Source organism: Pseudomonas sp. N-137, assembly GCF_034555295.1.
In the GTDB taxonomy this organism is placed as follows: domain Bacteria; phylum Pseudomonadota; class Gammaproteobacteria; order Pseudomonadales; family Pseudomonadaceae; genus Aquipseudomonas; species Aquipseudomonas rhizophila.
This window is the reverse complement of record NZ_JAXUDQ010000025.1, coordinates 25,448-46,111: the sequence shown is the minus strand read 5'-3', so window position 1 is coordinate 46,111 and position 20,664 is coordinate 25,448. Positions and strand designations below refer to the sequence as shown.

Below are 20,664 nucleotides of genomic sequence, written 5' to 3'. Positions count from 1 at the left end.
GCTCAAGCGTCCTTCTGCTTGGTACCGAAGATCTTGTCGCCGGCATCGCCCAGGCCTGGGATGATGTAGCCATGTTCGTTGAGTTTCTGGTCGATGGAAGCGGTGTAGATGGTGACGTCGGGGTGAGCGTCTTCCACCGCCTTGATGCCTTCGGGGGCCGCCACCAGCACCATGGCGCGGATGTCACGGCAACCGGCTTTTTTCAGCAGGTCGATGGTGGCGACCATGGAGCTGCCGGTGGCGAGCATCGGATCGATGATCATTGCCAGGCGCTCGTCGATTTCCGGCACCAGTTTTTCCAGGTAGGTGTGCGCCTGCAGGGTCTGCTCGTTGCGGGCCACGCCCACGGCGCTGACTTTGGCGCCCGGGATCAGGCTCAGCACGCCTTCGAGCATGCCGATGCCGGCACGCAGGATCGGCACCACGGTGATCTTCTTGCCGGCGATTTTTTCCACCTGGACCGTGCCGGCCCAACCGTCGATTTCATAGGACTCCAGCGGCAGGTCCTTGGTGGCTTCATAGGTGAGCAGTGCACCGACTTCCTGGGCAAGTTCGCGGAAGTTCTTCGTGCTAATGTCGGCGCGGCGCATCAGGCCGAGTTTATGTCTGATCAGCGGGTGGCGGATCTCGAGGATGGGCATGGGGAAAGCTCCGGCGGCGGGCAAAAAAACCGGCCTAGATTAATCTATCCGAGGGTGTTGTCCTATAGACAATACAGAACGTTAGTCCACAAACGCTTGATCTGGCCGGGCGGGATGCGTACCTTTGCCCGCTTTTCCGAACCCGTCCCTCCCCCAACCTCCCCTGGAGAGCGCCATGTCCGCTGATCTCGAGCATATCCGTCAAATCATGCGAGAGGCTGACTGCCTGTACACCGAAGCCGAAGTCGAAGCGGCCATCGCCCGTGTCGGCGCGCAAATCAACGACCAGTTGGCCGATTCCAACCCGGTGGTGTTCTGCGTCATGAACGGTGGGCTGATTTTCTCCGGCAAACTGCTGACCTACCTGAACTTCCCGCTGGAAGCGTCCTATCTGCACGCCACCCGTTACCGCAACGAAACCAGCGGTGGCGACCTGTTCTGGAAAGCCAAGCCGGAAGTTTCGTTCATCGACCGTGACGTGCTGATCATCGACGACATCCTCGACGAAGGTCACACCCTGGGCGCCATCATCGACTTCTGCAAACACGCCGGTGCCCGCGCTGTGCACACTGCCGTGCTGATCGACAAGGACCACGACCGCAAGGCCCGTCCGGACCTGAAAGCCGATTTCGTCGGCCTGCCGTGCATTGACCGCTACATCTTCGGCTACGGCATGGACTACAAAGGTTACTGGCGCAATGCCAACGGTATTTTCGCCGTCAAAGGAATGTAATCGATGAACCGGCCGGGCTTTCTGGATCAAGCGCTGTTCAACGAACTGGCCGAGAAAGCCACGGCCAGTCCTCGCGGGCGCCAACACCACAATTTTCATCAGATGGACGAGCCTTGCCATCGCATGGCGGTTGGCTTGCAGCCGTCCACTTACATCCCGCCGCATCGCCACCTGAGCGCCGACAAGGCTGAAACCTTGCTGGTGCTCAAGGGCCGGCTCGGTGTGTTGATCTTTGATGAAACCGGGACGGTGGTGGACAAGCGTATCCTGCAGGCCGGTGGCGATTGCCTCGGTGTCGACCTGCCGGCGGGCGTGTACCACGGTTTAGTGGTGCTGGAAGCCGACAGCCTGATGTTCGAGTGCAAGGCCGGGCCTTACCGCCCGGTGGGCGATGGCGAACTGGCCCCCTGGGCGCCCCGCGAAGGCGAGGCGGGGGTGGCGCAGTACCAGGCCTGGATGCGCGCTCAGTTCGACTGAGCGTTGCTTCTGTGGCGAGGGAGCTTGCTCCCGCTGGGCTGCGCAGCAGCCCCAATTGCAGGTGGATGCTACGCACCCAAGCGGGAGCAAGCTCCCTCGCCACAAACAGCTGCGTGGCAACAGATCAATCAGGCCGGGCTCGAGTGTGCAGCGCTACCGGCGAGCCATTTTTCGCTTTTGGCCCGTGCCTGCTCCAGGGTCTGCACATACGCCAGTTGGCGCTGCTCGCGATGGATGCCGGCGCGGCGCAACTTCAGGCGTACCCGTGGCGCGGTTGCCACCAGAATCAGGCCGATGCCCTGCTTGCGGTAGTCCTTGAGGATGCTTTCAAAAGCCGCCAGCGCAGTCATGTCCAACATCGGCACGGCGCTCATTTCCACCACCATCACCCGAATCCCCGGATCGAATTTGCGCAGCACATCCAGGGCCTTTTCTGCCGCGCCAAAAAACAGCGGTCCGCGAATGGCGTAGCAGCGAACGTGTTCGGGCATCTCCAGCAGGGCCTGATGGAAATGGCGCGGCAGTTCGGCGGTGTCCGTCAGCTCGCTCATGCGTTTGATGAACAGCCCGGCGGCCAGCAGCAGGCCGACGGCGACGGCCAGGACCATGTCGAACAGTACGGTCAGGCTCAGGCAGGTCAGTAGCACCAGCACGTCACTGCGTGGGGCGATACGCAAGGTGTGCAGCACGTGTCCGGCTTCGCTCATGTTCCAGGCCACCATCACCAGCAACGCCGCCAGCGCTGCCATGGGCAGATAGCTGAACAACGGCGCCAGCAGCACAATTGCCCCCAGCACCACGAGGCTGTGAATGATTGCGGCCAATGGCGAAAACGCGCCGCTGCGCACATTGGTGGCGCTGCGGGCAATCGCCGCCGTGGCAGTGATGCCGCCGAACAGTGGCGCCACCAGATTGCCCAGGCCCTGGCCGATCAGTTCGGCGTTGGGGTCGTGTTTACTGCCGGTCATGCCGTCGGCCACCACCGCGCACAACAGCGACTCAATGGCACCGAGCATGGCGATGGCAAAGGCAGGCCCGAGCAATTGGCGGATCAGATCGTAGGACAGTTCCAAGGAGCGGCCCTGATTGTCCGGGAGATTCCAAGGCCAGTCGAAACTCGGCAAAAATGGCGGGATGCCGGGGTAACTGATGCCGTCGACCACGTAGCTGAAACGTTCGCCCAATGTCGCGATTTGCCAGCCGCCGCTTTCCAGCGCCAGCCCCAACAGCGCACCCACCAACAGGGCGACCAGATGTCCCGGAACACGCGGCACCCAGCGCGGCCAGACAATCAATACCGCCAGGCAGATGAGGCCGATAAGGCCGTCGCCGAGCCGGGCGCTGGGCAGCGCCGTGATCAAGGCGCCCAATTGCTCGATGTAATGCTCGGCGTTGCCGACAGTGGTCAGGCCCAACAGGTCTTTGAGTTGCAGGGTGGCAATGACCACGCCGATCCCAGCGGTAAAACCGAGAACGACCGGATAAGGAATGTACTGGATCAGCCGCCCGGCCCGCATCAGGCCCAGCGCTATCAGGATCATGCCCGCCAGCATCGTGCACAGCAGCAGGCCGCCCAGGCCGTATTGCTGGGTAATGGGCAGCAGGATCACCACGAACGCCGCTGTCGGCCCGCTCACGTTGAAGCGCGAGCCGCCGGTGAGGGCGATCAGGGGGGCGGCCACTAGCACCGTGTACAAGCCATGCTGCGGCGGCACGCCCACGGCGATTGCCAGGGCCATGGCCAAGGGGATGGCAATGATGCCGACGGTCAGCCCGGCCACCAGATCGCCGCGCAGGCGCTCAAGGGTGTAACCGGCGCGCCAGGTTTGGCGCCAAGCGGCGAATATCGGTGGGGCGGAGAAGGACATGGGCACTCCACGAAATGAGCGGGGCAAATACCAAATACCCGGCAAACACCTAACCAGTGGCGAGGGGATTTATCCCCGTTGGGCTGCATAGCAGCCCCCGTCGGGTTGGGTGATCTGTCTGATTCACCGAGTATCCGGTTTAGGTCTGCTTCGCAGCCCAGCGGGGATAAATCCCCTCGCCACAAGGGGCATCATGTGATGCGAGGGCTGATGGCTCCTTGAGTATGCCGTGCTCGTGGCGCGGATGTATTGACCTGGATCGTTATTTTTACCGCCTGGGCTCATGCTAGAGTGCCGGGCCAAGATCCTGGAGCCTGTCATGAGTGTACTGACCCGTCGCTGCGCCGCTCTGCTGCTGATGTCCAGCCTGTCGTGGGCGGCCGTTGGCGCGCCGATGCACAGTCAATTTCTGCCCCCCGACGATCTGGCGGTACGTCAGGAACAACCCGAACACCAGCAATTGCTTCAGGTCACCGAGTATTCGGTGGTGCTGGGCAATCAGCGTCAGTCCAACCAGCAACCGATACCGGTTACATCGCCGTTGCTGGTGCGCCTCAAAGGTAAACCCCTGAACAAAGGCGCCACCCTCAACCAGGTGATCTTGAACTTCGATGGCGAAAGCAAAAGCCTGAAAAAACCTGCCTTCGACGAGGCGAGCAAGACCCTGACCCTGTCTTATCCACAGGCCCAGTATCAAGTGGTGATCGATCTGCTGCGCAACGACACGGTGTACGTGCAGTTCCTCAGCTACGCCAATGGCCATATCTGGGCCGACCTGCACACCGGTGCTGTACGCCCGCGTTGAGCCCCGAGGCCTGCCGGGGGTAAACTGCCCGCCCCCGTGAACTGTGCGAGCTGGAGCCCGGCAATGCGTAAAGACAAGAAACAAGTGATTGGTGACGAGATTGGCGATGAGCAGATCAAGCTGTTCCTCAATTTCGATCCGGTCGATGCCACTTCGCCGTCGCTGCACAAACTGATCAAGGCCTACCGTGGCCTGCGGGTCGACGACTTCGAGCGCTTTCTGACGTTTTTCGTCGAGGCCGGCTACGACCTCAACGGTAAGGATGAGCATGGCAACGATTTCGTGGCGCTGATCCAAGATCAGCGCAATGCCGAGGAATACATCGAGTTGATCAACAAGGCTCGTGGCTGATTACTAAGCGGCCTGCTTCGCTGGCTAGCGGGAGAAAGCCCCCTCGCCACGACAGCTTCTCCCATAAAAAAACGCCCCGCTCTCAGAAAGAACGGGGCGTTTTTTTATCCGGCAGAATCAAGCGAAGCTGGGTGTCTCGCTGCTTTCTTCAACCAGTTCCAGGGCGACGTTGTTCTGCGCATTGACCTTGCGATACAGCGCTGCGTCGGTTTCCAGCACTTTTTCCCGCGCCGGGAAGATCTCAGCGAGTTTGCTCGCCCATTCTCCCTTGGCTTTGTCCGGGAAGCAGCGCTCGATCAGGTCCAGCATGATCGAGACGGTCACCGAAGCACCGGGCGAGGCGCCGAGCAAGGCGGCGAGGGTGCCGTCCTTGGCCGCTACCAGTTCGGTGCCGAACTGCAGGACACCGCCTTTCTTCGGGTCTTTCTTGATGATCTGAACCCGTTGGCCGGCCACTTCCAGGCGCCAATCCTCGGCTTTCGCCTCGGGATAGAAGCGACGCAGGGATTCCAGGCGCTGCTCCATGGACTGCATCACTTCGCTGATCAGGTACTTGGTCAGGTCCATGTTGTCCCGGGCCACGGCCAGCATCGGGCCGATGTTGCCGGCACGTACCGACAGCGGCAGATCCATGAGCGAACCATGCTTGAGGAACTTGGTGGTGAAACCGGCGTATGGCCCGAACAGCAGGGATTTCTTGCCATCGACTACGCGGGTGTCCAGATGCGGCACGGACATCGGTGGCGAGCCCACGGCGGCCTGGCTGTAGACTTTGGCCTGGTGATGTTTGACCACTTCCGGGTTGTCGCAACGCAGCCACTGGCCGCTGACCGGGAAGCCACCGAAGCCTTTGCTTTCTTCGATGCCCGACGCTTGCAGCAGCGGCAATGCCGCCCCACCGGCGCCCAGGAAGACAAACTTGGCATCGACGTCACGGCTGCTGCCGGAATTGACGTCCTTGATGCTGACGGTCCAGCCCGCGCCGTTGCGCTTGAGGCCGGTGACGCGCTTGCAATATTTGACCTGGGTGTCCGGGGCGCTGGTCAGGTGCTTGAGCAACTGGTTGGTCAGGGCGCCGAAGTTGACGTCGGTGCCGTTCATGACGCGGGTGGCGGCGATGACTTCGTCAGCTGGCCGGCCCGGCATCATCAGCGGCATCCACTCGGCCATCACGGCCTTGTCCTCGGTGTATTCCATGTCAGCGAAGGCGTGATGCTGGCGCATCAGTTCAAAGCGCTTTTTCAGGAACGACACGCCTTTTTCACCCTGCACGAAGCTCAGGTGCGGGACGGGGGCAATGAAGGATTTGGATGAGCCGAACGTGCCTTTTTTGGTCAGGTACGTCCAGAACTGCTTCGACACCTCGAACTGGGTGTTGATGTGCACGGCTTTCTTGATGTCGACACTGCCATCGGCCGCCTGGGGCGTGTAGTTCAGCTCACACAGCCCGGCGTGGCCGGTGCCGGCGTTGTTCCACGGGTTGGAACTCTCCGCGGCACCGGAATCCATCAACTCGACGACTTCCAGCGAGATCGCGGGGTCGAGTTCCTTGAGCAGCACGGCCAGGGTGGCACTCATGATGCCGGCCCCTACCAGAACTACATCGACTGCTTCGTTATGCGCCATTTAACGCGTCTCCAAAATCTGCAGCACCAAATTGTCGGCATGGCGGCCAGGAGTGGCGGGGCAGGTCAGTTGCGCCCCAGGTATCCATGGCCAGGATCGCCATGTCCGAATCTTCGCAATTTTTCGCAACTACTGCGGATGCATGCAGCCTGGCCTCAGAGTCCCATGAACTCATTTAAGCGCCGGGCAGGCAATTCGACTTATGGCCGAGACATCCGTTCGTGCAACCAAATCCGTAGCGGACAGGCTTCAGGCGCCGGTTCTTGAGCGATAGGCGGTCCTGTGTCGTTGGGCTGTTTCAGACGCTAATGGTGCTTGTTCAGACGCAAAACTATTCATTTGCTCGCCACACTCTCGTGAAGTTGTGAAAACCCGTTTTTTCACGCTCTTTTGAAGACGTGAACCTCAAAAAAGGGCTGTCCCAGCCTGGCACCGCGCCCGGTTTGGTTTGCCCCCATGTAATACATGACAGGCAAAACGGGCAGACAGCTCAGTGACCGAGCGTAATGACAGCTCTGCAGATTCGCGAAAAGTGGTGATTTGCTTGAAGAACAGCAAGCGCGCCAGCTTCACTCGATCTGTGTGGGCGGCTCTCTGTGGGCGGTGCGGGGTGCCAATACAAGCGCATTAGCGGTGTTGCGAGGCCCGATCAGGAGACGTCCTTATAATCGGGGGCAGATTGTATCGAAGAAACGCAGGGAAATGGTCGTGTTTAATGACTTTTATTAGCCATCCGGTCAGACGGCCAACAGTTGACGGTTGCGTGGGCGAGCGCCAAGGGTTTGCACGCGGGCGCTGGCGGGCAATGGCTGGTGCAGCCAGTTCAAGCGAATCTCTTCGATTTCCACCCAACCTTCACCCATGGGCTGCAGGTTGCATTGCTTGAATGCCTGGCAACGGCCGTTGCGGTCCAGCAGGGCGAAGCAGCGGTGCTGTGGGCGCGGAGTGAACAGGGAAATGAGAAAACGCATGGTCGGACACCGTGTCGGGGAGCTTGTGCGAAGGCTGACAGGAGGCCATGACATGCCGGTGTAAGGATCATGACAATGGCATGACACGAACCGGTTTTCCCATGGGGTGTCAGACATTTGAGTATTCATCGTGCAGCGCTAGTTCACCGCCATAGCGCACCGCTATACTGCGGGCCTGTTTGTGCCCGATTCTGGAGAGAAGAGCATGTTGCAACGCCTGTTGTTCGGTTTGATCGCTGTGACCAGTCTGGCCCTCGTCGGCTGCGCCCACAGCCCGCAACAACTTAACCCGGAGCCCAAGCTCAACGCCCAGCTGGCGCCCGTGGGCCGCGGCCAGCCGGTGGTGGTACGGGTGGTGGACGGTCGTCCGTCGCCGACCCTCGGCACCCGCGGCGGGCTGTACCCGGAAACCAGTGTGATCACGGTGCAGGGCGCGCAGATTTTGCCCAAGCTGCAGGCCCAGGCCGAAGCGGCGGTACGTTTGCTGGGCTTCACCCCTACCGCCAATGCGATGAATGCACCGCAACTGACCGTCACCCTGGCCGAGTTGAAGTACCAGTCGCCCAAGGAAGGCATGTATGTGACCGAAGCCACCATCGGCGCGACCTTCCGCTCCGAGGTGCAGAACGCCAATCGTCGTTACAGCGGTCGTTACGGCGCCTCGCTGGACCAGCGCTTCGGCATGGCGCCTAACCAGGACACCAACACCAAGCTGGTCAGCGACGTGTTGAGCGACGCCCTGACACGCCTGTTCAAGGACCCGACCATTGGTCAGGTGCTGGCTGAGTAAGTAGGACGTTCCGTAACCCCTGTGGGAGCGAGCCTGCTCGCGATGGCGGATCAGTCAACATTGAGGTGACTGACACTCCGCTATCGCGAGCAGGCTCGCTCCCACAGTTTTTTTGCAAGCAAGAAACCTTCATGCAGCCTGGGAATACAGCTCCAGCACGCTGATCCCAGTCAGCAGATCGGTCTCCGGAAGGTCGGCGTGTTGATGGCCGCCAAGGGCGCAATACACCAGCCAATGCCGATCCTGTACGTTGAAGGACAGGCTGCCGACGAGGTTCTGTTGTTCGTCGCTCGGGCTGATGAGATAGAGACGATCCTGGTTTTCGGCGTGGAGCATGGTGGGTTCCGGGCAGGTTTGAAGGGCGACAGGGTGGCCTATTCAGATGACGAAACCGTGACGCCCGGAATTAGCCGGATTGAACCTGTGGCGAGGGGATTTATCCCCGCTGGGTCGCGAAGCGGCCCCTGGGACGTCTGCCTTGCTTAAGCGTTTGCGAGCGCTGCGCACTCGAGCGGGGATAAATCCCCTCGCCACAAAGTCTGCGCGCCATCGCCCCAACTGATCGTTATTGGTCGGAAAAAGTGCAGTAGGCGAGGGCGCTTTCGGTAGAATTCACGCCGTTCGTAGGTCCCGGGCGCGTCCTGTCCGTTTATTGCTTGAGGTTTGTGATGTCGCTGCATTTGTTTTCGTTGTTCGCTGCTCACCCCGCCAAACTGATCAACCTGCTCGCATTGTTGTTTGCCTGCCCGGGCGGTTGGGTGCTGCATGCCACGCGCCGCCGTGAACAACGGGCGCGGGCCTGCCTTGAGGCGCGCAAGAGCGACGGCGACGAGCGATTCGAAGCCTTGCTGGACCTGGCGACCCAGCGCATGAACCGGTTTTTCTACCGTTTCGGCTTTGCCTGCCTGGGCCTGGCACTGCTGGTGTCGTGGGTCAGCACACAGTTCTGATGGATAAAAAAAGATCGCAGCCTTCGCCAGCGCCTACAAGATGAACAATCGATTCATGTAGGCGCTGGCGAAGGCTGCGATCTTTTTGACAGGCGTCGCTTAAAGCGCCAATCCCGCCTTGACCCGATACTGATTACGCACCGGTGTCGCGTATTGCAGCACCAGGAATGGGCGGTGCTCCGGCGGGCAAGCGTCCAGCCGGCGCTGCCATTCTTCCTGGGCCTTGGCCAGTTCATCGGCGCCAAACACCTCGGCCGCTGTCGGAACCTGCAACTGCGGGTCGGCGTCGGCCCATTGGGCGTAAGCCAGGTAATGCACCGGGAACAGGCGGTAGCCGCCGAGAATCTGCCGGTCCATTTCCTGGGCCAGTTGCTTGGTGTCCTCGAACAGCTCGGTGATCGGCGCGGCGAAGTTCACGTGGACCCGCCCCTTGTAGCCGGTAATGCCCTTGGCGATGCTCACGTCGTCTTCGCCCGGTGCCTTGGTGTAGGTGCCGGTGGTGGCGCGGATGTACAGCTCGCGGGCCTTGGCCTGGTCGCACGGGTCGTATTCGTAGCTGATGGACACCGGCGTGAGGTTCAGCGACTGGATGACCTCGCCGAAGGGTTCGTCCTTGCGGCTCATGTGGAACATCTTGAGGATCGCCGATTCGGTGCGGTCGTCACCGTCCTTGGCCCGACCCTCGGCCTGGGCAATCCAGATCGAGGCGCAGTCGTTGCGGATCGAGTGATTGATATAGGCCGAGAGCAACTGGTACGCGGCCATTTTTTCCCGCCGTCCGGTGATGGAGCGGTGCACGATGAAGCTTTTGTTCAGACGCATCAGATCGCTGACAAAGGGCTTCTGCAGCAGGTTGTCGCCGATGGCGATGCGTGGCGTCGGCAAGCCGGCGTGGTACACGGCGTAGTTGACGAAGGCCGGGTCCATCACGATGTCGCGGTGGTTGGCGATGAACAGGTACGCGCTACCGGATTTGAATTGCTCCACCCCGGTGTAGGTCACGCCATCGGTGGCACGCTCGATCGTGTGGTCGACATAGAACTCCACTTTGTCCTGCAAAGTGGCGACCGATGTCACGCCGGCGAACTCACGACGCAACCTTTGCGCTATAAGAGGCTTGAGCATCCAGCCGAAAGCCCCGGCCAGGCGTGGGAAGCGGAAGTGGGTGAGGATATCTAGAAACGCCTTGTCGCCGAGCAGCCGTGCCAGCACCGCTGGGACTTCGCTGTCGTCGTAAGGTCGGATGGCATCGAATTCGCCCATCATGCTCTCTTGTAGGAAACGGCTAGGGTAAGTAAAGGTTCGATCGAAAAACCGACAGGGCACGGCCTGGAAGATCCGCCAGACAAAAATAGCCCTGCAAATAGACCGGCGATTATACGCACAAGTCACCTGGGAGACCGCGATGCTGGAAACCGCTCCGTATGAATGTCCGTATTGTGGTGAGGAAGTGGAAACGCTGGTGGACCTGTCCGGCGGTGATCAGACCTATATCGAGGACTGTCAGGTCTGTTGCCGACCGATAACATTTGTCCTGCAGGTCCACGATGAAGAATGGCATCTGGAAGTCTTCAGTGAAAACGAATGATGGGGGACGTCCATGCAGCGAATCTACGAGCTGGAAAACCTGATGGAAGGCGAACTGCTCCAGGGCATGCTCGCCAGCGAAGGCATCACCGCCCACCTGGTGGGCCGTGACCTGGTGGGCGGCGCCGGCGAGTTGCCGATGTATGGCCTGCTGGGACTGGCGGTGGAGGACGACCAGGCGCAATACGCCCGGGAGCTGATCGCCGCCTACAATGCCGCGCTGCCATTGCCCGGCGATGAGCCGGACAGTTACCCCGGCACATTGGTCTGTTAGGCTGGCGACCGTTTGATCAAGAGTCGTGTTGCCCCATGTGTGGACGTTATGCCCTGTTTCGCTGGAACCCCGCCTTTGCGGCCTTGCCCGGCTTCCCCGCCGACCAGAAGGCCCAGTGGAATATTTCGCCCAACGATTCGGTGCTGATGCTGCGCGCCGGCGCTGAGGGGCAGCGCGAACTGGCCCGGGCCCGCTGGGGCCTCACGCCGCCCTGGCTGACCGACCTGTCCCGTACCCCGGCCCACGCCCGGGCCGAAACCGTGGCCGAGCAGCCGATGTTTCGTGAGGCCCTGCGCCTGCGCCGTTGCCTGCTGCCGGCCAACGGCTTCTATGAATGGCGCGGTGGCACGCGCAAACGCCCTTACTGGTTGACGCCGGGTGAGGGCTCTTCGTTGTTTTTCGCCGCGATCTGGGAAGCCTATCCCGTGCAGGAACAGGTGTGGCTGAGCACCGCAGTCATCACCCAGCCGGCGGCAGGGCAGCGTCGGCCGTTGATCCTGGATGAAGAGGGCCAGCGTCTGTGGCTCGATCCCGAGACGCCACTGCATGTATTGCAAGGCTTGCTGGCCAGTGAACCGGCGGCATTGCGCGAGCGGGTACTGGCCAACATGGTCAATGATCCGAAGCTCAACGGGCCGGAGTGCCTGACTCCGGCTTGAGTGTTGAGGCGCCTGTGCTGGCCCCATCGCGAGCAGGCTCGCTCCCACATTAGAAATCGTGTTCGCCACCAACCCTTTGTGGGAGCGAGCCTGCTCGCGATGGGGCCCTCGGATCAAACCTTGAACTGATTGATCAACCGCCGCTGCTGCTCCGCCAGTTTGGTCAGATCCGCACTGGCCGCGCTGGATTCGTCCGCGCCACCGGCCACTTCATTTGCCACTTGCCCGATGTTGATCACGTTACGGTTGATGTCATCGGCCACCGCGCTTTGTTCCTCGGCGGCGCTGGCGATCTGGGTGTTCATGTCGTTGATCACCGACACCGCCTGGGTGATGGTCTCCAGGGCCTGGGCCGCTTTCGCTGCGTGTTGCACGCTTTCATCGGTGCGGTGCTGGCTGTCTTCCATCACCCGCACCACATCCCGGGTGCCTTGTTGCAACTGTTGGATCATCGTCTGGATTTCTTCAGTGGCCTGCTGCGTTTTCTGCGCGAGGTTGCGCACCTCATCGGCCACCACCGCAAATCCACGCCCCTGTTCACCGGCGCGAGCTGCTTCGATGGCCGCGTTGAGGGCCAGCAGGTTGGTCTGTTCGGCGATCCCGCGGATGGCGGTGAGAATCGCGTTGATGTTCTCGCTGTCCTTGGCCAGAGCCTGCACCACGCCCACGGCCTTGCCGATTTCCACGGCCAGGGCGCCGATGGAGGTGGAAGTGTCCCGCACGATCTGCATGCCCTGGCTGGCAGCCTGGTCTGCGTGACCAGCGGCTTGGGCGGCCTGGGTCGCGTTGCGGGCCACGTCCTGGGCGGTGGCGGTCATCTCGTGCACGGCGGTGGCGACCTGATCGATCTCCACCATTTGTTTGTGCACGCCCTGGTTGGTGCGGATGGCGATGTCGGCAGTGTGCTCCGAGGAATCGCTGACGCTCTGCACCGAGGTGACGACCTGGGTGATCATCCCTTGCAACTTGCTCAGGAAGGTATTGAAGCCCTTGGCGATCGCACCCAGTTCATCCGCGCGGTCGCTCACCAGCCGACGGGTCAGGTCGCCTTCGCCCTGGGCGATGTCATCGAGCATCGCCACCATTTGCTTGAGGGGACGGGCGATGCCGTGGGCCACCAGCCAGATCACCAGCAGGCCGATGCCGGCAATCACCAGGCCCACCATGGCCATGCCGAAGATGTCGGTCTGGCGTTGCGCATCCAGGTCTTTTTGCAACGCTTGCAGTTCGGCCATCACCGCATCCAGTGGCAGTTGCAGCATCAGCGTCCAACGGGCTTGGGTTTCACCGATGCCGAACGGCATGTACACCTCGATATGCCCATGGGCTTCATCGACGTCGTAACGTACCTGGCCGACGCTGAGCTTGGACAGGTTGTCCAGTTCATTGGCGTCCAGCAGGTCGCTGGCCTTTTCTCCCAGTTTGGACGGGTCCTTCGTGAAGGCCACCAAGCGGTTGTTGCTGGAGAGCAACGCCATTTCCCCGGCGCCCTCATACAGCTCGCGGTCGGCAGCGACGAGCATGTCCTGGATGAAGTTCACCGACAGGTCGGCGCCGACGATGCCCTGGAACTTGCCATCGACCATGATCGGCTCGATGAACGAGGCGAGCATGGTCATGGTGTTGCCAACGCGATAAGGCGCCGGGTCGATCACGCAGGCTTTCTTGCTGTCCCGGGAGCACAGGTAGTACTCACTGGCGCGAATACCGGTGGACAGCAGTTTCTGGTCCGTCACATCGGCGAGCTTTTCCAGGCCCAGGGTGCCGTCCTGGTTGCGAAACCACCACGGCAGGAAGCGCCCGTCGGCTTCCATGCCCAGCACCGGGCTGTTCACGTAATTGGCGTCGTCGTGGTCAATGGCGTTCGGTTCCCAGGCGATGTAGGCGCCGAGAATCTTCGGGTTGCGCACCACGGTTTCGCGCAGCAGGCTGATCATCTGCTCGCGGGGCACCTTCAATTGCGCGTTGCCGTCCGGGCCGTTCATGCCCATCAAGGCATTGGTGGTCGCCAGGCCCCGGGCAAGCAACAGCGGTGCCTCCAGTTCTCGCTGGATCAGGCTGGCCTGGGTGCGGGCGAGCGCGTCGAGGCGTTGTTCGATCAGATGCTCGAACTGCGCCTTGGTCCGCTGTTGCACCATGTCCTGGGTGCGGGCGCCGGCAAACAGCGCGTACAGCACCAGGGCACCGACCACACTGAGGATGATGGCGCCGGCCAGAGCGGCCACGGAAAACTGGATCGATTTGAATTTCATAAAGGCTCCGGACGCGGGAATGACGTCTGAAGCCTGTATCGGCGATTCTTTGGCCCAGCATGAGGCGCTGTTCGTCGGATGACTGTTTTGGCTTTGTGGGTGTCGTAAATGGACTGGAGTAGGGTCTGTCTGAAAAAACTGTAATCCCACGCTATGTATCTGGCGCCGATACAAATCAGCGCCTAGGATACGCCCACGTTTCCAGGGAGCTTCTTACATGAACAAGATATTGATGGTGAGTGCACTGAGTGTGGGCTTGCTGCTTGCCGGTTGCCAGTCGGTCAACACTACCAGCGGCGGAGCCGTGGGCGTGGAGCGCAAGCAATACATGTTCAGCATGCTGTCCACCGACCAGGTCAATCAGATGTATGCCCAGTCCTACCAAAAGACCATGGGCGAAGCGAGCGCCAAGGGTGTATTGGACAAGACGAGTAGCGATGCCAAGCGCGTCCAGGCCATCTCCAGTCGGCTGATCGCTCAGGCACCTGTGTTCCGCCCGGATTCGGCGCAATGGAACTGGGAAGTGAACCTGATCAAGAGCGATGAGCTCAACGCCAGTTGCGGCCCCGGCGGCAAAATCATTTTCTATACCGGCTTGATCAACAAGCTCAAGCTCACTGACGATGAAATCGCCGCGATCATCGGCCACGAAATCGCTCACGCCTTGCGCGAGCACGGCCGCGAAGCGATGTCCAAGGCCTACGGCATCGAAATGGCCAAGCAGGGCGCCGGTGCATTGTTCGGTCTGGGCCAGGACAGCCTGGCACTGGCCGATACCGTGGCCAACTACGGCATGACCCTGCCCAACAGTCGCGGCAATGAGAACGAAGCCGACCTGATCGGCCTGGAACTGGCCGCTCGCGCCGGCTACGACCCGAATGCCGCGATCACGTTGTGGAACAAGATGGCCAAGGCTTCGGAAGGTGCGCCGCCGGAGTTCATGAGCACCCACCCGTCCTCCAGCAGCCGGATCGCGTCGCTGCAGGCGGCGATTCCGAAGGTGATGCCGCTGTATCAGCAGGCCAGAAAGTAACCATCGTTGTGGGAGCAAAGCTTGCTCGCGACAGAGGCGACGCAGACTTCAATCAGACCGCGTCATCGTTTATCGCGAGCAGGCTCGCTTCCACAAGAGATTGGCCGTGTTCGATATTCTTGTGATCACCCGCAGCCAGTGTGGGAGCGAGCCTGCTCGCGATGAACGATAACGCGGTATTACTCACCTACCCGATCAAACCCACCCACTGCTCTGCATCGCCTTGTACACCGCCACGATCGCCAGGACCAAGAACGCCGAGGCGGCCAGGCGGCGGATCAGCGTCAGGGGGAGCTTTTCAGCGGCGAAGTTACCGGCCAATACCACCGGCACGTTGGCAATCAGCATGCCCACGGTGGTGCCGATGATCACCAGCCACAGTTCCGGGTACTGCGCGGCGAGCATCACTGTGGCGATCTGGGTCTTGTCGCCGATTTCCGCCAGGAAGAACGCGATCAGCGTGGTCAGGAATGGCCCGAACTTGCGGGCCGTACTGGCTTCGTCATCGTCCAGTTTGTCCGGCACCAACGTCCACAGCGCCGTGGCGGCAAAGCTCACCGCCAGGATCCAGTGCAGGACCGCGTCCGAGAAAATACTCCCGACCCAGGCCCCCACCGCGCCGGCTGCCGCATGGTTGGCCAAGGTGGCGGCAACGATGCCGGCAATGATGGGCCAGGGTTTGCGAAAGCGAGCCGCGAGAATAAGCGCGAGCAGTTGCGTCTTGTCGCCGATTTCGGCCAGCGCAACGATAGCGGTAGGTACGAGGAAAGAGTCCAGCATCAGGTGATTCCTAGAGGGGCGGGTCGACACGGCTATGACACGTACAGCCTTCCCGCCCCGGGTAAGGTGTGCGTGTCATAGGTCTTGTCAAACCCAGCGACCATCTGCGTGGACGCTTGGGCCGCATACGCCATGGTCTGCTGACCAAGTATGTTGACGTATGCCGGGCGAGCGTGGCGCTCGCGGGAGACTACTCCCCTAGGACGGAGCGGATTCTGCCTAGGCAAATCCGATTGGGCAAGTGCTGTTTCTTAAATTTGCTTCAGCCGCGCTTGGCCCGGTAGATGCGAAAACCCTGGCCTTCGGCCTTGATCGCGCACACCCCCAGATGCTCTTCGATCAGCGGCTGATACTTGAGGAAACTGTTCGCCACCAAGCGCAGTTCGCCGCCATTTTTCAGATGTTTAGCTGCTTTTCGCAGCAGGTTTTCCGTGGCGTGGTAGTCGGTGTGCACGCCCACATGGAACGGCGGGTTGCTTAGAATCGCGCTTAATCCCATGGGCGCGGCGTCGATACCGTCGCCGGTCAGCACCTCGGCCTCCAGACCATTGGCGGCCAGGGTCAGGCGGCTGCTGGCGGCAGCGAACGCATCCACGTCCAGTAGCGTGACGGTGTTGTGCGGATAGCGACGCTTGACCACTGCCCCCAGCACCCCGGCGCCACAACCGAAGTCCAGCAGGTGGCCGCTGGGCAGTTTATCCAGGTGTTCCAGCAACAGCGCACTGCCGCGATCCAGGCGACCGTGGCTGAACACCCCCGGCAGGCTGATGACCTTCAGTGCGCCTTCGGCCAGGGGCAGCTCGTAGGTCTGGGCGAGGCTTTCCAAAGGCTTGGCCTCGGGGACGTCGGCCACGGTGACCTGCCATAGCTGACAATGGCGCGCGCTGTCGAGCTTGCGCGGCTTGCCGAAGGCATTGAGCTGCTTGGACGCGCCTTCGATGCCGCTGCGCTTTTCCCCCACCAGATACACCTCGCGACCGGCCAGGCGCGAGGCCACGGCGTTGAGGATGTAGTCGGTCAGGTCCTTGGCCTTGGGCAGGAACACCACGGCGGTATCGAACTCACGGGCCGGCACGTTCACGCCAAAGTGGCTGCGCTCGGGGAAACGGGCATCCAGCGCGGCCTGATCACCGGCGTGCCAGCACCAGCCATGGGCTTGGGGCAAGCGGCCGAGCAGATCGTCGGCGGGCAGGCCGGCCAGCAGGACCGAACCCTCAAACAACTCGGCCTGACGAAGCAGTACTTCACTGCGCGGATCCATGGTCTGCTCCTTGAAAAAAAGTGCGGCAGTTTATCAACTGACGACTCGCCGCGCTGTACCGCTGAAAAAACCTTGGGCGTTTTCCGTCAGTTGGCCAACGATCCGTTGCCGCGCCTCGCGGCTGCCCCAGGCGTTATGGGGCGTGACGATCAAGCGAGGAATGTCGGCGGCCAACAGCGGATTGCCCTGGGTCGGTGGCTCCACGCTCAGTACATCGGTGGCCGCGCCGCCCAAATGGCCGCTGCGCAAGGCATCGGCCAGGGCCTGTTCGTCGATCAGGCCGCCGCGGGCGGTGTTGAGCACAAAGGCGCCGGGTTTGAGCTGCGCCAGTTGCCGGGCGCCGATGAAGTTGCGCGTGTGTTCGTTGAGAGGACAGTGCAAGGTCAGGGCATCGATCTGCGGCAACAGTTGATCCAGAGGCAAGCGGTCGGGGCGGGCAGGGCGTCCGGGGATCTGCCCCAACAGCACGCGCATGCCAAAGGCCTCGGCCAGTCGTCCGACGGCGCTGCCCAGTTCACCATGACCCAACAGCCCGAGGGTTTTGCCTTCCAGTTCGACAATGGGATAGTCCAGCAGGCAAAACTGCGAAGCCTGCTGCCACCGACCTGCGCCGACTGCTTTTTGGTAATCACCCAGGCGCGTCGCCAGATTCAAGAGCAGCATGATCGTGTGCTGGGCCACCGACGGCGTGCCGTAGCCCTGACAGTTGCACACTGTTATGCCGTGTTGGCGCGCGGCGTCCAGGTCGACGTTATTGGTGCCGGTGGCGCTGATCAGGATCAGCTTCAGCTCGGGGTTGGCGGCCATGGCGGTCGCATCGATCACGACCTTGTTGGTGATCGCCACCGTGGCGCCCTTGAGCCGCTCGCTCACTTCATCCCGGCTCGTGCGGGCGAACAGTTGCAGTTCACTGAAGCAGTTGCGCAGTGGTCCCAGGTCCAGATCGCCGAGGTCCAGGGAAGGGTGGTCGAGGAAAACTGCGCGGCCGTTGTTCGTCATCAGCTGTACCTTTTATCGCAGGAATCGAAGGCGTAATGTGGCGAGCCTATCAGATGTGTGTGGGAGCAAGCTTTGCTCCCACACAGCCCCTCACTCACAGTTGATGTTTGTCTTGAGATTGAGCTAGCCAAGGAGTCCCCATGTACCTCACCGAATTCCTCACCGTCGCCCTGATCCACCTGTTGGCCGTGGCCAGCCCCGGGCCGGATTTTGCCGTGGTGGTGCGCGAGAGCGTGACCCATGGTCGCCGCGCCGGAACCTGGACTGCGCTGGGTGTGGGCACGGCGATTTTCCTGCATGTGGGGTATTCGCTGCTGGGCATTGGCCTGATCGTGTCGCAATCGATCGTGCTGTTCAACGCGCTGAAATGGGCCGCCGCCGGCTACCTGCTGTACATCGGCTTCAAGGCGCTGCGGGCGCAACCGGTCAAGCCGACGGCGGACAACCTGCACAAAGAGGCCGGCCAACGTACCGCCCGTGGCGCGTTCACCTCGGGCTTCGTCACCAACGGCCTGAACCCCAAGGCGACGCTGTTTTTCCTGTCGCTGTTCACCGTGGTCATCAACCCTCATACCCCCCTGGCAATCCAGGCCGGTTACGGCGTGTACCTGGCGGCGGCGACGGCAGTGTGGTTCTGTTTGGTGGCCATGCTGTTCAGCCAGCAGCGCGTGCGCGCCGGGTTTGCCCGCATGGGCCACTGGTTCGACCGGACCATGGGCGCGGTACTCGTTGCCATTGGCGTCAAATTGGCGTTTACCGAGATGCGTTGATCGCCCCGACTCCTGACTGCAGGTGACGGTATATGGCTCAAGGCCAGTATTTGCGGGCGGATCAAATCATTCCTTTGGCTGATTTGATCCGCGTACCGGCGCTCTACAGTGCTCACTTCCAGCCAAGACCGTGCAGTCAGAAAAGGGACTCTTATGTTGCAGACTCGCGTTATTCCTCCAGCCGAAGGCGCTTATCAATACCCGCTGCTGATCAAGCGGCTGCTGATGTCCGGTGCGCGTTACGAGAAAACCCGCGAGATCATTTACCGCGACCAGTTGCGCTACAGCTATCCGACCCTGATCGAACGCGTCGCGCGGCTGGCCAATGTGCTGACCGAGGCCGGGGTCAAGGCCGGTGATACCGTGGCGGTGATGGACTGGGACAGCCATCGCTACCTGGAATGCATGTTTGCGATCCCGATGATCGGCGCGGTGATCCACACCATCAACGTGCGCTTGTCACCGGAACAGATCCTCTACACCATGAATCACGCTGAAGACCGCTTCGTGCTGGTCAACAGCGAGTTCGTCGGTTTGTACCAGGCGATTGCCGGACACCTGACGACCGTAGAAAAAACCCTCCTGCTGACCGACCTGCCTGAAAAAACCGCCGACCTGCCGAACCTGGTGGGCGAATACGAACAACTGCTCGCCGCCGCCAGCCCCGCCTACGATTTCCAGGACTTCGACGAAAACTCGGTCGCCACCACGTTCTATACTACCGGCACCACCGGCAACCCCAAGGGCGTGTATTTCACCCATCGGCAACTGGTGCTGCACACCATGGGCGTGTCGACCATCATGGGCGCCATCGACAGTGTGCGGTTGCTGGGCACCAACGACGTGTACATGCCGATTACGCCGATGTTCCATGTCCATGCCTGGGGCCTGCCGTACGTGGCGACCATGCTCGGGCTCAAGCAGGTCTACCCCGGCCGTTATGACCCCGAATTCCTGGTCCAGTTGTGGCGCAAGGAGAAAGTCACCTTTTCCCACTGCGTGCCGACCATTCTGCAAATGGTCCTCAATGCCAAGGGCGCCCAGGACACCGATTTCGCTGGCTGGAAAATCGTCATCGGCGGCAGCGCCCTGAACCGCAGCCTTTATGAAGCGGCCAAGGCCAGGGGCATCCAGCTCACCGCCGCCTATGGCATGTCGGAAACCGGCCCGCTGGTGTCCTGCGCCCACCTCAACGACGAATTGATGGCCGGCAGCGAAGACGAACGCATCACCTACCGGATCAAGGCCGGCGTACCAGGGCCATTGGTGGAAGCGGCGATTGTCGACGCCGAGGGGCATTTCCTGCCCGCTGACGGCGAGACCCAGGGCGAGCTGGTGCTGCGCGCACCGTGGCTCACCGAGGGTTATTTCAACGAGCCGCAGAAGGGCGCCGAGCTCTGGGCCGGCGGCTGGCTGCACACCGGCGATGTCGCCACGCTGGACAGCATGGGCGTGATCGATATTCGCGACCGCATCAAGGACGTGATCAAGACTGGCGGTGAATGGATCTCGTCCCTGGACCTGGAAGACCTCATCAGCCGTCACGTGGCGGTACGCGAAGTAGCAGTGGTGGGGATTCCCGATCCGCAGTGGGGCGAGCGCCCATTTGCCTTGCTGGTCATCCGCGAAGGGCATCAGATCGGGGCTCGCGAGCTCAAGGAACATCTCAAGCCGTTCGTCGAATTGGGGCACCTGAGCAAGTGGGCGATCCCGAGCCAGATCGCCCTTGTTACGGAAATTCCCAAGACCAGCGTCGGCAAGCTCGACAAGAAGCGTATCCGCATCGACGTCACCGAATGGCAGAGCAATAACAGCACCTTCCTGTCGACGCTTTAAA

The 20,664-nt window shown here is 61.3% G+C and carries 22 protein-coding genes, 1 pseudogene and 1 riboswitch; of the genes and pseudogenes, 12 read left to right on the top strand and 11 right to left on the bottom strand.

Annotated elements, in window-relative coordinates:
- Window positions 1–2 precede the first annotated feature (2 nt).
- A complete protein-coding gene (upp, locus tag T3A99_RS17335; RefSeq protein ID WP_030138594.1) occupies window positions 3–641 on the bottom strand; it encodes a uracil phosphoribosyltransferase in 639 nt (212 codons plus the stop codon).
- A gap of 175 nt (window positions 642–816) precedes the next feature.
- Here upp and T3A99_RS17330 point away from each other — a divergent pair, with 175 nt between their 5' ends.
- Both T3A99_RS17330 and T3A99_RS17325 read left to right on the top strand, forming a co-directional pair.
- Window positions 817–1,374 (top strand): hypoxanthine-guanine phosphoribosyltransferase, encoded by a 558-nt coding sequence (locus tag T3A99_RS17330; RefSeq protein ID WP_047229412.1) that lies wholly within the window; start codon window positions 817–819, stop codon window positions 1,372–1,374.
- 3 nt (window positions 1,375–1,377) lie between these two features.
- On the top strand, window positions 1,378–1,851 hold the full coding sequence (locus T3A99_RS17325; protein WP_076386290.1) for a WbuC family cupin fold metalloprotein: 474 nt from the start codon (window positions 1,378–1,380) through the stop codon (window positions 1,849–1,851).
- Window positions 1,852–1,979: 128 nt separating this feature from the next.
- Here the strand turns inward: T3A99_RS17325 and dauA are convergent, their stop codons facing one another.
- Complete coding sequence (dauA, locus tag T3A99_RS17320) at window positions 1,980–3,719, bottom strand: C4-dicarboxylic acid transporter DauA (protein WP_047229414.1); 1,740 nt, start codon at window positions 3,717–3,719, stop codon at window positions 1,980–1,982.
- A 319-nt stretch (window positions 3,720–4,038) separates the two neighbouring features.
- Here dauA and T3A99_RS17315 point away from each other — a divergent pair, with 319 nt between their 5' ends.
- Both T3A99_RS17315 and T3A99_RS17310 read left to right on the top strand, forming a co-directional pair.
- Window positions 4,039–4,524, top strand: coding sequence for a hypothetical protein (locus T3A99_RS17315; RefSeq protein WP_092402479.1), 486 nt, complete (start codon window positions 4,039–4,041; stop codon window positions 4,522–4,524).
- A 63-nt stretch (window positions 4,525–4,587) separates the two neighbouring features.
- A complete protein-coding gene (locus tag T3A99_RS17310) occupies window positions 4,588–4,875 on the top strand; it encodes a PA4642 family protein (RefSeq protein WP_047229416.1) in 288 nt (95 codons plus the stop codon).
- 117 nt (window positions 4,876–4,992) lie between these two features.
- Here the strand turns inward: T3A99_RS17310 and mqo are convergent, their stop codons facing one another.
- A complete protein-coding gene (mqo, locus tag T3A99_RS17305) occupies window positions 4,993–6,501 on the bottom strand; it encodes a malate dehydrogenase (quinone) (RefSeq protein WP_047229417.1) in 1,509 nt (502 codons plus the stop codon).
- 737 nt (window positions 6,502–7,238) lie between these two features.
- The gene (locus T3A99_RS17300; protein WP_047229418.1) at window positions 7,239–7,472 is read right to left on the bottom strand and encodes a hypothetical protein; all 234 of its coding nucleotides are present in this window, start codon (window positions 7,470–7,472) and stop codon (window positions 7,239–7,241) included.
- A gap of 205 nt (window positions 7,473–7,677) precedes the next feature.
- Here T3A99_RS17300 and T3A99_RS17295 point away from each other — a divergent pair, with 205 nt between their 5' ends.
- Window positions 7,678–8,262, top strand: coding sequence for a YajG family lipoprotein (locus T3A99_RS17295; protein WP_047229419.1), 585 nt, complete (start codon window positions 7,678–7,680; stop codon window positions 8,260–8,262).
- Between the two features lie 129 nt (window positions 8,263–8,391).
- On the opposite strand, the gene T3A99_RS17290 is transcribed toward T3A99_RS17295, so the two are convergent.
- Window positions 8,392–8,598, bottom strand: a complete 207-nt coding sequence (locus T3A99_RS17290) for a hypothetical protein (protein ID WP_047229420.1) — start codon at window positions 8,596–8,598, stop codon at window positions 8,392–8,394.
- A gap of 332 nt (window positions 8,599–8,930) precedes the next feature.
- On the opposite strand from T3A99_RS17290, the gene T3A99_RS17285 reads away from it, so the two are divergent.
- Window positions 8,931–9,212, top strand: a complete 282-nt coding sequence (locus T3A99_RS17285; RefSeq protein ID WP_047229421.1) for a hypothetical protein — start codon at window positions 8,931–8,933, stop codon at window positions 9,210–9,212.
- 99 nt (window positions 9,213–9,311) lie between these two features.
- On the opposite strand, the gene T3A99_RS17280 is transcribed toward T3A99_RS17285, so the two are convergent.
- Window positions 9,312–10,478: a 1-acyl-sn-glycerol-3-phosphate acyltransferase gene (locus T3A99_RS17280; RefSeq protein WP_047229422.1), complete on the bottom strand. Its 1,167-nt coding sequence runs from the start codon at window positions 10,476–10,478 to the stop codon at window positions 9,312–9,314.
- Window positions 10,479–10,617: 139 nt separating this feature from the next.
- Here T3A99_RS17280 and T3A99_RS17275 point away from each other — a divergent pair, with 139 nt between their 5' ends.
- The 3 genes from T3A99_RS17275 to T3A99_RS17265 are packed head-to-tail and all read left to right on the top strand — an operon-like array spanning window position 10,618 to window position 11,732.
- The gene (locus T3A99_RS17275) at window positions 10,618–10,800 is read left to right on the top strand and encodes a CPXCG motif-containing cysteine-rich protein (RefSeq protein ID WP_047229423.1); all 183 of its coding nucleotides are present in this window, start codon (window positions 10,618–10,620) and stop codon (window positions 10,798–10,800) included.
- Window positions 10,801–10,812: 12 nt separating this feature from the next.
- Entirely contained in the window at window positions 10,813–11,073 is a 261-nt protein-coding gene (locus T3A99_RS17270; RefSeq protein WP_014340166.1) for a putative signal transducing protein, read from the top strand.
- 35 nt (window positions 11,074–11,108) lie between these two features.
- Entirely contained in the window at window positions 11,109–11,732 is a 624-nt protein-coding gene (locus tag T3A99_RS17265) for an SOS response-associated peptidase (protein WP_047229424.1), read from the top strand.
- Window positions 11,733–11,845: 113 nt separating this feature from the next.
- Here the strand turns inward: T3A99_RS17265 and T3A99_RS27925 are convergent, their stop codons facing one another.
- Complete coding sequence (locus T3A99_RS27925; RefSeq protein ID WP_372241397.1) at window positions 11,846–12,589, bottom strand: methyl-accepting chemotaxis protein; 744 nt, start codon at window positions 12,587–12,589, stop codon at window positions 11,846–11,848.
- A gap of 114 nt (window positions 12,590–12,703) precedes the next feature.
- Window positions 12,704–12,898: pseudogene (locus tag T3A99_RS27920) on the bottom strand (HAMP domain-containing protein); the annotation flags it as partial.
- Between the two features lie 1,303 nt (window positions 12,899–14,201).
- Here T3A99_RS27920 and T3A99_RS17255 point away from each other — a divergent pair.
- On the top strand, window positions 14,202–15,017 hold the full coding sequence (locus T3A99_RS17255) for a M48 family metallopeptidase (protein ID WP_047229426.1): 816 nt from the start codon (window positions 14,202–14,204) through the stop codon (window positions 15,015–15,017).
- Between the two features lie 195 nt (window positions 15,018–15,212).
- Here the strand turns inward: T3A99_RS17255 and T3A99_RS17250 are convergent, their stop codons facing one another.
- The 3 genes from T3A99_RS17250 to T3A99_RS17240 form a co-directional block, all read right to left on the bottom strand.
- Window positions 15,213–15,797, bottom strand: a complete 585-nt coding sequence (locus T3A99_RS17250; protein WP_047229427.1) for a TMEM165/GDT1 family protein — start codon at window positions 15,795–15,797, stop codon at window positions 15,213–15,215.
- 90 nt (window positions 15,798–15,887) lie between these two features.
- Window positions 15,888–16,008, bottom strand: a riboswitch (yybP-ykoY riboswitch).
- Between the two features lie 51 nt (window positions 16,009–16,059).
- Window positions 16,060–17,058: a class I SAM-dependent methyltransferase gene (locus T3A99_RS17245; protein WP_322834604.1), complete on the bottom strand. Its 999-nt coding sequence runs from the start codon at window positions 17,056–17,058 to the stop codon at window positions 16,060–16,062.
- A 33-nt stretch (window positions 17,059–17,091) separates the two neighbouring features.
- The gene (locus T3A99_RS17240) at window positions 17,092–18,057 is read right to left on the bottom strand and encodes a 2-hydroxyacid dehydrogenase (RefSeq protein WP_076386281.1); all 966 of its coding nucleotides are present in this window, start codon (window positions 18,055–18,057) and stop codon (window positions 17,092–17,094) included.
- Window positions 18,058–18,197: 140 nt separating this feature from the next.
- On the opposite strand from T3A99_RS17240, the gene T3A99_RS17235 reads away from it, so the two are divergent.
- Entirely contained in the window at window positions 18,198–18,827 is a 630-nt protein-coding gene (locus T3A99_RS17235) for a LysE family translocator (RefSeq protein ID WP_322834603.1), read from the top strand.
- A 153-nt stretch (window positions 18,828–18,980) separates the two neighbouring features.
- Window positions 18,981–20,663, top strand: coding sequence for a fatty acid--CoA ligase (locus tag T3A99_RS17230; protein WP_076386273.1), 1,683 nt, complete (start codon window positions 18,981–18,983; stop codon window positions 20,661–20,663).
- Window position 20,664 lies beyond the last annotated feature (1 nt).

Excerpts from the sequence above, each read along its gene's own strand:
- T3A99_RS17275 (WP_047229423.1), top strand. The coding sequence starts at position 10,618 with ATGCTGGAAACCGCTCCGTATGAATGTCCGTATTGTGGTGAGGAAGTG.
- upp (WP_030138594.1), bottom strand. The coding sequence starts at position 641 with ATGCCCATCCTCGAGATCCGCCACCCGCTGATCAGACATAAACTCGGC.
- T3A99_RS17265 (WP_047229424.1), top strand. The coding sequence starts at position 11,109 with ATGTGTGGACGTTATGCCCTGTTTCGCTGGAACCCCGCCTTTGCGGCC.
- T3A99_RS17300 (WP_047229418.1), bottom strand. The coding sequence starts at position 7,472 with ATGCGTTTTCTCATTTCCCTGTTCACTCCGCGCCCACAGCACCGCTGC.
- T3A99_RS17245 (WP_322834604.1), bottom strand. The coding sequence starts at position 17,058 with ATGGATCCGCGCAGTGAAGTACTGCTTCGTCAGGCCGAGTTGTTTGAG.
- T3A99_RS17240 (WP_076386281.1), bottom strand. The coding sequence starts at position 18,057 with ATGACGAACAACGGCCGCGCAGTTTTCCTCGACCACCCTTCCCTGGAC.
- T3A99_RS17295 (WP_047229419.1), top strand. The coding sequence starts at position 7,678 with ATGTTGCAACGCCTGTTGTTCGGTTTGATCGCTGTGACCAGTCTGGCC.
- mqo (WP_047229417.1), bottom strand. The coding sequence starts at position 6,501 with ATGGCGCATAACGAAGCAGTCGATGTAGTTCTGGTAGGGGCCGGCATC.
- T3A99_RS17230 (WP_076386273.1), top strand. The coding sequence starts at position 18,981 with ATGTTGCAGACTCGCGTTATTCCTCCAGCCGAAGGCGCTTATCAATAC.
- dauA (WP_047229414.1), bottom strand. The coding sequence starts at position 3,719 with ATGTCCTTCTCCGCCCCACCGATATTCGCCGCTTGGCGCCAAACCTGG.
- T3A99_RS17270 (WP_014340166.1), top strand. The coding sequence starts at position 10,813 with ATGCAGCGAATCTACGAGCTGGAAAACCTGATGGAAGGCGAACTGCTC.
- T3A99_RS17280 (WP_047229422.1), bottom strand. The coding sequence starts at position 10,478 with ATGATGGGCGAATTCGATGCCATCCGACCTTACGACGACAGCGAAGTC.
- T3A99_RS17235 (WP_322834603.1), top strand. The coding sequence starts at position 18,198 with ATGTACCTCACCGAATTCCTCACCGTCGCCCTGATCCACCTGTTGGCC.
- T3A99_RS27925 (WP_372241397.1), bottom strand. The coding sequence starts at position 12,589 with ATGGTGGAGATCGATCAGGTCGCCACCGCCGTGCACGAGATGACCGCC.
- T3A99_RS17310 (WP_047229416.1), top strand. The coding sequence starts at position 4,588 with ATGCGTAAAGACAAGAAACAAGTGATTGGTGACGAGATTGGCGATGAG.
- T3A99_RS17330 (WP_047229412.1), top strand. The coding sequence starts at position 817 with ATGTCCGCTGATCTCGAGCATATCCGTCAAATCATGCGAGAGGCTGAC.
- T3A99_RS17250 (WP_047229427.1), bottom strand. The coding sequence starts at position 15,797 with ATGCTGGACTCTTTCCTCGTACCTACCGCTATCGTTGCGCTGGCCGAA.
- T3A99_RS17325 (WP_076386290.1), top strand. The coding sequence starts at position 1,378 with ATGAACCGGCCGGGCTTTCTGGATCAAGCGCTGTTCAACGAACTGGCC.
- T3A99_RS17285 (WP_047229421.1), top strand. The coding sequence starts at position 8,931 with ATGTCGCTGCATTTGTTTTCGTTGTTCGCTGCTCACCCCGCCAAACTG.
- T3A99_RS17290 (WP_047229420.1), bottom strand. The coding sequence starts at position 8,598 with ATGCTCCACGCCGAAAACCAGGATCGTCTCTATCTCATCAGCCCGAGC.
- T3A99_RS17315 (WP_092402479.1), top strand. The coding sequence starts at position 4,039 with ATGAGTGTACTGACCCGTCGCTGCGCCGCTCTGCTGCTGATGTCCAGC.
- T3A99_RS17255 (WP_047229426.1), top strand. The coding sequence starts at position 14,202 with ATGAACAAGATATTGATGGTGAGTGCACTGAGTGTGGGCTTGCTGCTT.